11 protein-coding genes, 1 other RNA gene and 1 pseudogene are annotated in these 14,436 nt (G+C 39.6%); 11 read left to right on the forward strand and 2 right to left on the reverse strand.

Going from position 1 to position 14,436, the window contains the following annotated elements; translation table 11 throughout:
* Window positions 1-55 precede the first annotated feature (55 nt).
* Window positions 56-505, reverse strand: a complete 450-nt coding sequence (locus ACSR9O_RS09950; protein WP_101222371.1) for an Hsp20/alpha crystallin family protein — start codon at window positions 503-505, stop codon at window positions 56-58.
* Window positions 506-646: 141 nt separating this feature from the next.
* Here ACSR9O_RS09950 and ACSR9O_RS09955 point away from each other — a divergent pair, with 141 nt between their 5' ends.
* From ACSR9O_RS09955 to ACSR9O_RS10005, 11 genes are all read left to right on the forward strand, one after another.
* Window positions 647-1,411 carry an alpha/beta fold hydrolase gene (locus ACSR9O_RS09955; protein ID WP_101222370.1) on the forward strand — a complete coding sequence of 255 codons (765 nt, stop codon included), beginning with the start codon at window positions 647-649 and terminating at the stop codon, window positions 1,409-1,411.
* Window positions 1,412-1,534: 123 nt separating this feature from the next.
* Window positions 1,535-3,811 (forward strand): DEAD/DEAH box helicase, encoded by a 2,277-nt coding sequence (locus ACSR9O_RS09960; RefSeq protein ID WP_260358976.1) that lies wholly within the window; start codon window positions 1,535-1,537, stop codon window positions 3,809-3,811.
* A gap of 36 nt (window positions 3,812-3,847) precedes the next feature.
* Window positions 3,848-5,104: a ribonuclease H-like domain-containing protein gene (locus ACSR9O_RS09965; protein ID WP_101222368.1), complete on the forward strand. Its 1,257-nt coding sequence runs from the start codon at window positions 3,848-3,850 to the stop codon at window positions 5,102-5,104.
* Between the two features lie 457 nt (window positions 5,105-5,561).
* A complete protein-coding gene (locus ACSR9O_RS09970; protein WP_491724331.1) occupies window positions 5,562-6,161 on the forward strand; it encodes a CotD family spore coat protein in 600 nt (199 codons plus the stop codon).
* Window positions 6,162-6,225: 64 nt separating this feature from the next.
* Window positions 6,226-6,777, forward strand: coding sequence for an SLOG family protein (locus ACSR9O_RS09975; RefSeq protein WP_101222367.1), 552 nt, complete (start codon window positions 6,226-6,228; stop codon window positions 6,775-6,777).
* Window positions 6,778-6,980: 203 nt separating this feature from the next.
* Window positions 6,981-7,292 carry a cell division regulator GpsB gene (gpsB, locus tag ACSR9O_RS09980; protein WP_061463822.1) on the forward strand — a complete coding sequence of 104 codons (312 nt, stop codon included), beginning with the start codon at window positions 6,981-6,983 and terminating at the stop codon, window positions 7,290-7,292.
* Between the two features lie 80 nt (window positions 7,293-7,372).
* Window positions 7,373-7,762, forward strand: an RNA gene (rnpB, locus tag ACSR9O_RS09985) — RNase P RNA component class B.
* 574 nt (window positions 7,763-8,336) lie between these two features.
* Window positions 8,337-9,485, forward strand: a complete 1,149-nt coding sequence (locus ACSR9O_RS09990; RefSeq protein ID WP_101222366.1) for a THUMP domain-containing class I SAM-dependent RNA methyltransferase — start codon at window positions 8,337-8,339, stop codon at window positions 9,483-9,485.
* Window positions 9,486-9,678: 193 nt separating this feature from the next.
* Entirely contained in the window at window positions 9,679-9,879 is a 201-nt protein-coding gene (locus ACSR9O_RS09995; RefSeq protein WP_034307871.1) for a cold-shock protein, read from the forward strand.
* A gap of 210 nt (window positions 9,880-10,089) precedes the next feature.
* Window positions 10,090-12,006, forward strand: coding sequence for an ATP-dependent DNA helicase (locus tag ACSR9O_RS10000; RefSeq protein ID WP_491724332.1), 1,917 nt, complete (start codon window positions 10,090-10,092; stop codon window positions 12,004-12,006).
* 130 nt (window positions 12,007-12,136) lie between these two features.
* Window positions 12,137-13,654, forward strand: coding sequence for a carboxypeptidase M32 (locus tag ACSR9O_RS10005; RefSeq protein WP_101222363.1), 1,518 nt, complete (start codon window positions 12,137-12,139; stop codon window positions 13,652-13,654).
* A gap of 168 nt (window positions 13,655-13,822) precedes the next feature.
* Here ACSR9O_RS10005 and ACSR9O_RS10010 read toward each other — a convergent pair.
* Window positions 13,823-14,155: pseudogene (locus ACSR9O_RS10010) on the reverse strand (transposase); the annotation flags it as partial.
* Window positions 14,156-14,436: the final 281 nt, after the last annotated feature.

Genomic DNA, 14,436 nt, shown 5'->3' on the forward strand with positions numbered 1-14,436 from the left:
AAAAGCAGACTTACAAGTGACCCAGCCACTTTTTTAAGTCTGCTTTTATTCATGTCTAATGGATTTCAATCCGATTCCCCCTGATTTTGGGTAGCTGAAGCGTGAGGATGCCATCGCGATGTCGAGCGGTGACTTTTGCTTCATCAATGGGTTTTGGAAAAGAAATGGTTCTTGAAAGAGTACCTGCTGAAACTTCTTTTTGAAACATTCCTTGATTTTTATGTCTTCTATCTACTTGCTTTGCAGTTATGGTTACAGCATGGGCCAGTACATCAATTGATATTTGGCTGCGTGCAATTCCAGGCAAAGTAGCGGTAAGTGTATATTCTGAATGCGTTTCGTGAACATCAACCGGAAAGCTGCGTTCTTTCGCCGAACCGAAGAAATCGTCAAGAGATTGCAGCATGCCTTTAGGAGGCCTTTCGGAAAACAGCCGATCCATTTTGTTAATGAAGTGGGTAAAGGGTTCTATTCTCCGATTATTATTTTTTTCAGAAGAGGTCATCACGGTGCTCCTTTCTAAAAAATTCCTTTGCCTATAGGCTATGTGAGGAATTAAGAAATGTGAATGCGCTGTTGGGTTTCAGATAAAGGACTATAGGGAATAACGTTACTGAATGATTAGAAAAGGAAATGAGGGATTTATATGAAAGATAATGGCAAGCTTTCCTACATAGATACCGGGAAAGGAAATAAAACATTGTTGTTTATTCATGGATTTTGCGGAAGTCATGAATATTGGAGTGACATCATTGCTGAATTAAAGGATGATTACCGGGTTATTGCCGTTGATTTACGGGGGCATGGTGCAAGTGAGGAAATAGGGGAATCTTTCTCGATTGATGATATGGCTGCTGATATTGCGTCGTTACTGGACGAACTGGAAATCGCAAAGGTATATATGTTTGGTCATTCGCTTGGGGGATATATCACCTTGGCGTTCGCAGAAGGGTTTCCTGGGAAATTGTCTGGTTTTTCATTGGTACATTCTACAGCTTTGCCGGACGATGAAACAGGAAAGGCTGGGCGCTTAAAATCTGTCGAGAAAATCAAAAGTGAAGGAATTCCCGCTTTCATTGACGGACTTATACCAAAGCTTTTCTCTAATCCCGAAGATTCCAATATTGAACAAACTAAGGAAATCGGATATAAAACAAGTGAAAGCGGTGCGATAGGGTCTTTACATGCCATGAGGAACAGAATAGACAGAAATCATGTACTCAAAGACACAAAGCTGCCTGTCTTATTGGTTGCAGGTGAAGAGGATAAGCTAATTCCCGTTGAAAAAACCTTTTCTGCAAAAGGTAGCCATATCCATGAAGTTATACTTAAGGGTAGCGGCCATATGGGAATGCTGGAAGCTCCAAGCAGACTACTCGAAGAAATCATTCGCTTTGCCGAAAAGAATTAAATGATAAAAAAGACAGAGCTGGAGACGGGATGTTGCCGTTTCCAGCTTTTTTTTTTGAATAGGAAATAGTTTCCCTTTTGCATAGAACGTTCATTCGGTAGAATAGGATTATGAGGTGGTTATATGAAACTGCGAAAAAATTTACAAGAAGTTATTAAGGATTTAAAAACTAATGAGGATTTTAAAGATAACATCGTACATTGGCAAGTAATTGAAGCGAAAGAGGCAAAACATGTCCCTTTTCCCGCTGCAATGAATGATAAGATCAAGCATGCTCTTGAAATACGGGGGATAAATGGGTTGTACACCCATCAGGCAACTGCATTCGACACTGCTGTCAGTGGCAATAGCCTTGTGGCGGTCACACCAACAGCTTCTGGTAAAACATTATGCTATAATTTGCCGGTCCTACAAAAAATACTGGAAAATGAAAAAACCAGGGCGCTTTATATATTTCCGACAAAAGCGCTAAGCTATGACCAAAAAAGCGAATTGAATGAAATGATTGATGAAATGGATGCTAATATAAATAGTTATACATACGACGGGGACACACCTTCAAACATCAGGCAAAAAATTCGCCAGGCCGGGCATATCGTGATCACCAATCCTGATATGCTACATTCGGGAATCCTGCCCCATCACACGAAATGGGTCTCTTTGTTTGAAAACTTGAAGTATGTGGTCATTGATGAACTTCATATTTACCGCGGCGTTTTCGGAAGTCATACAGCCAACGTCATAAGAAGGTTAAAAAGGATCTGCAAGTTTTATGGAAGCGACCCTGTTTTCATCTGTACTTCCGCTACGATCAATAACCCAAAGGAGTTAGCAGAAGAGCTTACGGAAAAACAAATGGTCCTGATCGATAATAACGGAGCCCCAAGTGGGAAAAAGCATTTTGTATTTTATAATCCCCCAATAGTCAATAAACCGCTCAACATACGAAGGAGTGCGGTATTGGAAGTCAGGAAGCTGGCAAATGAATTTTTGAAAAATAAAATACAAACCATCGTTTTTGCGCGAAGCAGGGTTCGAGTGGAAATTCTATTGACATATTTACAGGAACTTGTGTCAAAGCAATTGGGGCCAAAATCGATCAGGGGCTATCGAGGCGGATATCTGCCAACACAGCGTAGGGAAATTGAACAAGGCCTCAGGGATGGTTCCATTTATGGGGTGGTTTCCACAAATGCACTTGAGTTGGGTGTCGATATCGGTCAGCTTCAGGTTTGCATAATGACAGGTTACCCTGGATCCATATCGAGTGCCTGGCAACAGGCTGGGCGAGCAGGAAGAAGGCATGGTGAAGCATTGATCATCATGGTCGGCAGTTCCAGTGCCCTTGATCAATATATCGTACAACATCCCGATTATTTCTTTACCAGAAATCCAGAAACTGCAAGAATCAATCCGGATAATCTTTTGATCTTGGTTGATCATGTAAAATGCGCAGCATATGAGCTGCCATTTAAAAAAGGCGATACTTTTGGGAAAACAGAGATTATCGACGTTCTTGAATTCCTTACGGAAGAAAGGGTCTTACACCTAAATGGGGACAAATGGCATTGGATGAATGATGCTTTTCCCGCAAGCAATATCAGCCTGCGCTCAGCGGCACAGGAAAATGTCGTGATCATCGACCAAACGAATGCACCGGTTAATCGGGTCATAGGGGAAATGGATACTTTCAGTGCAATGACCCTTCTTCACGATGAAGCCATTTATTTGCACCAGGGTATTCAATTTCAGGTGGAAGAACTTGATTGGGATGAAAAGAAGGCTTATGTACGTGAAGTCAATGTGGACTATTATACGGATGCTAACCTTGCTGTTCAATTGTCTGTATTGGAAGTCGATAAACAGCGAACTTTCGCTTCCACAGCAGCTGCTTTTGGTGATGTCGCAATCCGGGCGATGCCTACGATCTTCAAAAAAATCAAATTCGAAACTCATGAAAATATTGGTTCAGGTCCAATCAGTCTCCCTGAGATGGAACTGCATACGAGTTCGGCCATGCTTTCCATGGATCCTGATATATTTAAGTGGGACGAAAATCGAATAGAACAAGGAATGATAGGTGCGTCGCATGCACTTAATTACATGATTCCGCTATATGTTATGTGCGATCCGCATGATATTCATGTTTATCCGCAGGTTAAAGCAGCGCATAATGAAAAACCGACCATTTTTATCTATGATAGTTATCCGGGTGGCATAGGGTTAAGTGATAAAGTATATGAAAACTCTGAAGTCATTTTGCTGGAAACAATATCAATGATTGAAAATTGCACTTGTGAGAGTGGCTGCCCTTCCTGTATCGGTACGGAATCCGCAACGAAAACAGCCAAGAGTGATGCCAAACAATTATTAGGTCAATTTTGTAAGCAAAAACATTAATAGATTGCATTGATAGGTGAAAAGAGGTGTAATTTCATGTCTTTAAAAAATAAATTGAACCGTATGAAAACGCATATGAACCTAGGGAAACAACCTTCTCCTGTAGAAGAAAATGACCAGAAAGTGAATGAAGAAATTCCTTACTTTGAAAAGTGGCTTGAGAACGATACCGTTTCCTTTCATTTCGACGGTGACTATTGTTTCATTAGGGAAGTCCGCTACCCTATAAATCACAAACACGGGTTATATGAATTTTCCGAGCTGAAAAAGGTCGTAAAAGAGTGGAATCAAACTTCATTGGAGCATCCACTTTCCGCCAGGGGCGTTAAAAGTGAAGATCTGTTTTTCTTCGATACGGAAACGACAGGACTAGGAGGCGGAGCCGGCAATACCATTTTTTTACTAGGGTATGCCTATTTAGAAGGTGAAGAAGTAGTCGTGAAGCAACATATCCTTCCGCAGCCTGGAAGTGAAATACCGCTTTATCAAAGCTTTTTGGAAAACATCAATTACGAAACACTTGTCACTTATAATGGTAAGTCCTTTGATTGGCCACAGTTAAAAACGAGACATACCTTGATAAAGGAACATGTGCCAAAACTACCGGAATTCGGACATTTCGATTTGTATCATGCTTCAAGACGCCTATGGAGAAACAAATTGGAACGAGTGAAATTATCAGCTGTCGAAACAGATATTCTAGGTGTACATAGGGAGGATGATATTCCTGGATATTTGGCACCGATGATTTATTTTGATTTTGTTGAGAGGAAGAATCCGGAAATACTGTTTGGAATCATGAAGCATAATGAATTGGATATCTTATCATTGATCACTTTGTATATTCATTTGTCCCGAAAAATCCTCCAAATCGATGGATATACGGAAGAGTCCATGGAAATTGCACGATGGCTTGCTTATTTGGGGAAAAAAGAGGAGTCAGTTGAGACATATCAAAAAATATTGGAAGCGGGTAATGAGGAAGATCGGATTATAGCTGGCCATGCATTAGCCTTCCAGAAAAAGAAGCAAAAACAATTCGATGAAGCTTTGGAAATTTGGAAGGAAGTCGCCTTAAAAGGGAATGTGCAAATTAGGGTACAGGCACAGATTGAATGTGCGAAATTATACGAACATCAATTTAAGGACGTCGGTCATGCTCTAAAATGTTCAATAATCGCGCATCAAGAGATGGTTAGGGAAGGGACCGCCCTGGGGAAAAAACAGTTGGAATTGGAAAAGAGGATCCGGCGGCTCGAAAAGAAAGAGGAATCAAAGGATATTTCTGTATAAGATTAGGGAGTGAGAAACTTCTTTTAGTGCAAAAGGCCGAAAATAAAAAATATGTATACATTTATTGTAGCCTTCAACTATTGTGTGTAAAATGGAAAGAGTTGAGGGTGAAATTCCGAAGCGTTCATTTCATGCCTTTACATCATATAAAATTAAGGTGAAAGCGGAGCGGAGAAATGTATAAAACGACTTTATTTCTATTTTTTGTAGTTCTTTGTTTAACGATAGTTTTGTTTACTTCATTAAAAGACAGTCTCTATTCCTTTTTATAGAAAATTCCTCATTTCATTTGACGGTTAGCCAGATATAATAATGATAGTGTACTTATTGACAGCCATCCATCGTTTTATACTTATTCTGTATAAATAGGTCATTTCATCAGTACACGTATCCCCTTTTTTTCATAGTCTGTAATGGTAAGACTAAACTTATCATGATGAAAGGGGACGTATTATAAATGTATTTTCGTAATTGTGGAGGAAATAACCCCAATGTAATGGGAGCATCCAACAATGTAATGGGTGCATCTAACAATGTAATGGGTGCATCTAACAATGTAATGGGCGCATCTAACAATGTAATGGGAGCATCCAATGTAATGGGAGCATACGGGAACGCACCTGGAGTAATGGGCGCATCAACCGGTAAAAACTCCAACGTAATGGGAGCGTCAGCTGGTAAAAACTCTAACGTAATGGGAGCCTATAGTCCATCTGCTGTATCTCCAGCGCAATATGGTCCATCTGCTGTATCTCCAGCGCAATATGGTCCATCGGCTGTGTCTCCAGCGCAATATGGTCCAACCCAAACATCTCCATCTCAAGTTGCCCCAGCGCAAGTCTCTCCAACACAGCAATATGTCAATACGAATGTATCGAACACAGTGATCCCTGTCGTTCATCCATCACATACTACAAATGTCAATAAACATGTGAACACGTATAAGCATTATTTCCCGCATACTCAATCCGTGGTGAACGAGTGCTATAATCAACACTTGATTTGTGGCAGGCCGCCGCAAAACCCATGCTGTCCACCTAAGCATTTCGGATACTAAAAAATAAGGGCTTATTAAGCCCTTGTTTTCATACATAATCATGTTAAAGGAGATTAGCCAAGAGATGAAGGTTTTGTATATGACGGGCTACAAAGCTTTTGAATTCGGGATATTCAAAAATGACCATGAAGCCGTAAAATATATAAAGAAAGCGATGAAGGAGCGTCTCCTGCCATTGGTGGAAGACGGGCTGGAATGGGTGATCATCTCAGGTCAGTTGGGTACGGAACTATGGGGTGCCGAAGTGGTGTTCGAATTACAGGAAGAATATCATCAGCTTAAATTAGGGGTGCTTACTCCTTTTCTGAAACAGGAAGAGTCATGGAACGAGACGAATCAAGATTACTACCGATCCATATTGGCCCGTGCCGATTTTGTCGAATCCATTTTCAACAAACCATATGAAGGGCCACAACAGCTGAAAACCAAAAATAGGTATATGGTCCATAAAAGCGATGCCATGCTCATCATTTTCGAAGCTGAAAAAGAAGGATCAGCCCGATATCCTTATTTCGAGGCGATGAAAAAGGCGGAAACACAGCCATACCCCATCTTTCAGATAAACTTTGATGATCTGCAACTGGCTGCGGAAGAAGCCAGCTGGTCCGAAGAATGATGGAGTGAAAATAATTATGGATTAAAAGTTGTTTCTAAAGCATAATCATATTATGATGAAATTTAGATACAGATTTAATGGGATTACATATCGTTCTCTGAAACAGTAAGCTTACAAAATGGTGTTTCGTTGACAAACCCAAGCAGATTTGAAAAAATAATAAAAAGTCGATTGTATTGGCGAAAGTATTGAGGTGAAGTCTTATGCTATCCGATAAGATAAAATTAACGGCTAAAGATATTCTTGAAAAAGATTTTAAAACAGCCATGCGCGGTTATAAACCTGAAGATGTGGATCAATTCCTGGATCTGATCATTAAAGATTATGAAGTGTTCCATCAGGAAATTGAAGATCTTAAACAAGAAAATCTTAAATTGAAAAAACAAGCCGAAGAGAGTACAAAACGTCCAAATCAACCTGCTCCCAGTGCCACTCCGGGAACCACTAACTTTGACATCCTTAAACGGTTATCCAACTTGGAAAAGCACGTTTTTGGTAACAAGCTTTTTGACTGAGATTTTGCATTGTAAAAGTGAAAATGATTTTGGTATTGTGTTTTCGTGAATAATGGAGTATAATCAATTATGTTATGTTAACGTTTGGGTAATTGCTGCTGCATTTATGCAGTTGAGGAAAGTCCATGCTCGCACGGACTGCGATGTCCGTAGTGTTCGTGCCTGGCGAAAAAATAAGCTTGGGCAGCAATCTTGGATTGCTGACGGCTGGGAAAATGCCTAAGTCCTTTTGGATATGGCATGAATACCTATAAAAGTGCCACAGTGACGTAGCCTTTACAGAAATGTAAAGGGTGGAACGAGGTAAACCCCACGAGCGAGAAACCCAAATTAATGGTAGGGGCGCTTTCTTCCTTGGAATTGAACGAGGAGAAGGACAGAAGCATATGCTTCTGTAGATAGATGATTACCGCCGAAGTACGAGACGCGAGTCGCTTGCAGTACTGAGGAACAAAACATGGCTTACAAAACGTTATCATATAACACCAAAAGCACAACTCTCCTTTTAAAAGGAGAGTTTTTGTTTATGGAGAATGCATTATAATAAAAAGATTGGGCATTTCCATTTATTTTTCGTTTTCTGAAACATGGCTGTGTTAAACTTAAAACTTGGCAAGTTTTTCATTGCGTTCGAATGATTAGGAAAATGGCTTAAATGAAGTCTGTCGGTAACGTTTTTAAAAATAGTGTTGGAATGTTAAGCATTTCTTTGATTCTGGGTATCCTATTTATAAAGGTTCCTTATTAGCCCTAAAATGAAGGTAACAAAAACAGAACTTCAAACTTCAGGATAATGGATGGGAAGCATACATAATTGGTCGGATGATTTAATTGCAGCATGTATCCTAAGGTACATGGATAATTGAGTATAGCTTTACATCACGGTGATTAATACGCTACATGATCGGCTAACTGAAATATAAAAACGCGGTGGGCCATAAGGTTTACATGTAAAAAATCAATGCCTGATTCTAAATACATAAATGAAAGAAATTCGGGAAAAAGTGCCATTGATTGGATTAATGGAAAGAAGGTGCAGGATTAATGAAACAATTCGATATAATTGCAACATCAGCAATGGGATTGGAATCAATTGTTGCCAAGGAGGTGCGGGATCTTGGTTACGATTGTCAAGTCGAAAATGGTAAGATCACCTATAAAGGGGATCAATCCGCCATTGCCCGCTCTAATTTATGGCTGCGCAGTGCCGATAGGGTGAAAATTAAAGTCGCGGAATTCAAAGCATATTCATTTGATGAGTTGTTTGAAAAAACAAAGGCCTTGAATTGGGAGGATTTCTTGTCAGCCGATGTCGAGTTCCCTGTTAGTGGAAAATCCGTTAAGTCAAAGCTATACAGTGTCCCTGATTGTCAGGCTATTGTAAAAAAGGCGATTGTTGATAGATTGAAAAGTAAATATAAGCAAGTATCTTGGTTTGCAGAGACAGGTCCTTTGTTTAAAATTGAAGTGTCTATTTTAAAAGATGTAGTGACACTTACCATAGACACTTCAGGTGCGGGTTTGCATAAGCGGGGTTATCGGACAGGGCAGGGAGAGGCGCCCCTTAAAGAAACATTGGCGGCTGCGTTAATCATGCTGACCAATTGGAAGCCTGATAAACCTTTCATAGATCCATTTTGTGGATCTGGAACGATTCCCATCGAGGCGGCCTTAATTGGACAGAATATAGCACCGGGGTTTAACAGGGAATTCGTTTCTGAAACCTGGTCATGGATGGACAGCAAGGTATGGGATGAAGCGCGGATTGAGGCTGAAGATTTAGCCGACTATGATCAATACTTGGACATAACCGGTTGTGATATTGACCATCGAATGGTCGATATAGCTAAAGCGAATAGTTTTGAAGCCGGTCTTGGTGATTTGATTGAATTCAAACAAATGCAGGTAAGGGATATCTCAACCAAGAAAGAGTATGGTGTCATTGTCGGGAACCCGCCTTATGGAGAACGTCTTGGTGAGAAAAAAGCGGTAGAGCAGATGTATAGGGAAATGGGCCAAGCCTTCAAGAAGCTTGATACATGGTCGGTATACATGATTACCTCCAATCCTGACTTCGAACAGCATTATGGTAAGCCTGCAACGAAAAAAAGGAAATTGTTCAATGGTTTCATCCGTGCTGACCTTTATCAATATTGGGGGAAAAGGCCGCCAAGGCAGCCTCAAGGTGAATGAGTAGGTAGAATATAATGGAGGATTTTGCTAGTCAGGACGATTTATTCATAATAGGTTCCAGTCTTGCTTATCATTTCCTTTTCTGTTATTCTAATAATGAATTATTTTTGTTCAGATTTAAGGAATACCTTAATATTCTTTTGAGCAAGGATAGTAATATAATGTGTGGAGAACACACTAGGAGGCAACAAAAATGGAACAAGGTAAAGTAAAATGGTTTAACGCAGAAAAAGGTTTTGGATTCATCGAACGTGAAGGTGGAGACGATGTATTCGTACATTTCTCAGCTATCCAAGGCGAAGGTTTCAAAACACTTGAAGAAGGCCAAGACGTTACATTTGATGTAGAACAAGGTCAACGTGGACCACAAGCATCAAACGTAAACAAAGCTTAATTCAACCCTATATTATTTACAGACAGGCTCTCTTGGAGCCTGTCTTTTATTTTACGAATCGGGCAACCAGACAGCATACATAATATTGCCTTTCATTCTGATAATAGGTAAATATCTTGACTACTAATGTGAAATAAAGGATAATATACTTTTGCCTAAGATAATAATGATTCGGATTTTATATAATGATGATAGATAAAAGGGGAGACCATGATGCTTAAAACACTGCCTTTTTCGGTAACAAAGGAAGATTCTTTTTACGATAAGCTTTCAGAATGGATCGGTGATGTTTTTTACGATATTCTTCCCGAAAAAGGATTTGAGCTGCGTGACGAACAAATCTTCATGGCTTTTCAGTTAGAAAAAGCCTTTAAAGAAAAAAATATAAGTTTTGCTGAAGCAGGGGTAGGGACTGGTAAGACTTTGGTCTATTTACTGTATGCGATTTGTTATGCGAGATATACGAATAAACCGGCAATTATTTCATGTGCAGATGAAACGTTGATTGAACAGCTTGTCAAAGAGGAAGGCGACATCCAAAAAATCAAGAATGCTTTAGGTATTGAAGTTGATGTCCGGCTTGCCAAATATCACGATCAATATGTATGTCTTAAGAAATTGGATTATGCTGTGAATCATGAGGATTCAGAGGGGATAGATCAGCTCTATGATGAACTTCCCAAGTTTGTTCATGATAACTCATCCATGAACGCCTATACACCATATGGGGACCGTAAACAGTATCCATATTTAAATGATGAAGACTGGTCTAAAGTTGGCTGGGATCAGCTTCAAAACTGTTTTACTTGTGATAAACGCCATCGTTGTGGGCAAACCCTATCACGGGACCACTATCGAAAATCAAGTGATTTGATCATTTGTTCACATGACTTCTTCATGGAGCATGTATGGACTAAGGAAAAGCGTAAGCGTGAAGGACAGTTACCATTACTGCCTGAACATAGCTGTGTTGTCTTTGATGAAGGCCATCTTTTGGAATTTGCTGCTCAAAAGGCTTTAACTTATAAAGTTGGGGAACAAACCCTCGCTTCGGTTCTGGAATTGCTAACAGCCAATCAGGTTCGTGAAGAAACCTTATACATCATCGAGGACTTAATTGATATCAATGAAGAGTTTTTTGATTTGTTGGATGAAAAAGCGATACTTGTCAGCGGGTCTAATCGTTATGAAATCCCAATGTCAAAAGAAATAACAAGCTTTGCCCAAAAGCTTCATAAAAAGGTTGAAGAGTTAGAGGAGAACCTAGTTTTTGAAGCGGAAATGTACACGATCAATGATTATGATTTAAAAGTAACGGAAGAGTATTTAGAGCAGCTGGGCTACTCCCTTTCTCTATTTGTGAAGGATGAACAGGCCGTTTCCTGGTTTGAAGAAAATGAAATGACCAAAACATTGGTGATCATGCCAAGGCTAGTGCAGGATATCTTGTCTGAACAGGTATTCTCGAAAAAAATCCCTTACATTTTTTCATCGGCAACATTATCGGATAATAAATCCTTCCAATATATTGCAGATAGTTTAGGGATAGAAAAGTATGACAGCTTTTCCGTTGAATCACCATTTGATTACGATGAAGTCATGAATATGAACATGCCGGTCTTCGAAAATGGAGACCAATTGGCAAAACTTCAATATACAATGAATACAATTGAGGAAAATGAAGGTCGAACACTAGTGTTATTCCACTCAAAAGAAGAATTGCAATGGTTCAAGGAAAACTGCCCAGTATCATCCTATCCATTTTATTTTGAAGGGGAAGCGGAAATCAGCGAGCTTGTTAAGAAGTTCCAAGAGGATGAGCAATCTGTCCTTTTCTCCTATCATTTATGGGAGGGTCTTGATGTTCCAGGACCTTCATTACAAAATGTAGTGATACACTCGCTTCCATTCCCGCCTCGCGATCCGGTTTTCGAAGCCAAACGTAACTCGGTTACCGATGCATTCGAAGAGGTGGATCTTCCATACATGCTCCTTCGATTGCGCCAGGGAATAGGGCGTTTGATCAGGACGAGCAATGATTCGGGAACCGTCCAGATTTTGATTGAAAAGAATCTTTCGGAACATGTGAAAGAGAAGATTGTATCCATTCTTCCTGTAACGATTTAAATATAACCCCAAAAAAAAGAGCCAAGGGAACCCCTTGGCTCTTTTTTATTTTAATTTATTAATCGGAGTGGTTCTGATATGAAAGACTTTTGTATAATATGGTAAAGTGTAGTTGGAAGGAGCAGTGAATATGAAAAAAAAGGGTATAGATCTGATAGAAAAAGAGTTTAAAGAATATGTAAAGAAAATCTCTGCTTATAATGAAGCTCTCGCGTTAATTTTTTGGGATTTGCGTACAGGTGCACCTAAAAAGGGAGTTGAGCAGCGTTCCGAAGTTATCGGTATGCTTTCCTCCGAAGTGTTTAATATGAGCACAAGTAAGGAAATGGAATCCTTCATTGCAGAACTTTCGATGGATAAAGCCATTCTTGGTGAATCGACGAATAAGATGGTACAAGAGTGTAAAAAAGAGTTTGAAAGGAATAAGAAAATTCCTGTGAACGAATATAAGGAATTCGTCATTTTACAATCGCGTTCCGAAAGTGCATGGGAAGAGGCAAGGGAAAAAGCTGATTTTTCTTTATTTCAACCTTATCTGGAGCAAATTGTAGCATATACCCGCAGGTTCGTAGAGTACTGGGGATATGAAGGGACGAAATATAATACCCTTTTAGACATATATGAACCAGGAATGACTGTAGATATACTTGATGGCGTATTCAGTGAGCTTCGGTCGAGGATCGTTCCCTTGGTAAAACAGATTGCAAAAAGCGAACATAGACCGGAAACAGCGTTCCTATATAAAGAATTTCCAAAAGAAAAACAGCATCAATTCAACTTGGAAATTTTAAAACAGCTAGGATACGATTTCAAGGCTGGCAGGCTTGATGAAACAGTTCACCCTTTTGAAATTAGAATAAATAGGGGCGATGTCCGGGTGACGACCCGATACGATGAAAATGATTTTAGGGGGGCAATCTTTGGTACCATTCATGAATGTGGACATGCCATTTATGAGCAGAATATCGCTGAAGAGTTAACCGGAACACTTCTCGATAGCGGGACATCAATGGGGATCCATGAATCACAATCTTTGTTTTTTGAAAACTTCATTGGGCGGAACCATAGCTTTTGGAAAAATAAATTTTCCTTATTAAAGGAATATGCTCCCGAACAATTCCAAGATGTGACGCTGGATGAATTTTACCGGGGCATTAACGAATCAAAACCATCGTTCATCCGTATTGACGCAGATGAACTGACGTATCCTCTACATATTATGATTCGGTATGAACTGGAAAAGGCCCTCTTTAATGGGGAACTTGAAGTGAAGGATTTACCGGAAGTCTGGAATGAAAAATACAAGGATTATCTGGGAATTGTGCCTGAAAATGATGCAATGGGCGTGTTGCAAGATGTACACTGGGCAGATGGCAGCTTTGGTTATTTCCCTTCTTATGCATTGGGATATATGTATGCAGCTCAAATCAAGCAATCGATGCTTAAAGATTTGCCTGATTTTGATGAACTGTTGGAAGCGGGTGATATTGAACCAATCAGGAAATGGCTTAATGAAAAAATACATAAATACGGAAAAACAAAAAAGCCTCTGGAGATTTTGAAAGAAACGACAGGGGAAGGCCTGAATGTTCAGTATTTAATAAAGTATCTTGAAGATAAATATAAAGAAGTTTATAAAATCAAATGAATCAAAGAAGAAGGACTTGGATTAAATCTCAAGCCCTTCTCAGTTTGTAGACAAAAGGGGTTCGGAATTAAAAATTCCGAAACCCCTTTTGAAATTTCCTTTAAATTTCCGCCTGAAATTAAGAGATTGGGGCTCTACAAGCCCACCAGGTTAGGCCATTTTTGGACCTTACCATGTCCAATTGGCCATCTTCTTTAAAATAACAGCAGCGAAAGTAAGCATCGCCTGCATTGACAATTTTTAAGTCCCCTTAAAGTAGTCCATTGAATACCATTCTTTTGCATTTGCGAATACACGCTCAATCGTTTCTTTACGTTTCGCATATATAGGTTTTACATCTTAATGATGACGCAGATGATCTGCTTCTTCCGCATATGTTTGCCAGATAGGCCGTGTCACCACTTTTTGATATTCTTTTGTACACGGTGATAAAGATGATGAGCATGTTGCACAGAGGTGTTTTGGTGATTTGTACTCACGATAGCCCTCTTTATATGTTGAATACATATCTTTCACCAAATCATAAATGAAAAAAAGTCAATGGCAGCCTCCATTTCACGAACCAAATGGTTCGCTGGCACTAGTTGATTTAAAGGAATCATTTTCATTTGATTTCGCTGAATAGAATCATGATAGAAAGCATCCTCATTCCCTCAAGTTTTATAAATTTAAAAACAATCAAGACTTTAAGCAAAAGGATTCTATCTAAAAGTTAAAAAAAAGTTGATTGGTGCGGGTGTGCGAGACTCTTGCGGGAAAAGCGAGTCCAGGGGAGACCCCGG

Source organism: Peribacillus sp. B65, assembly GCF_058513295.1.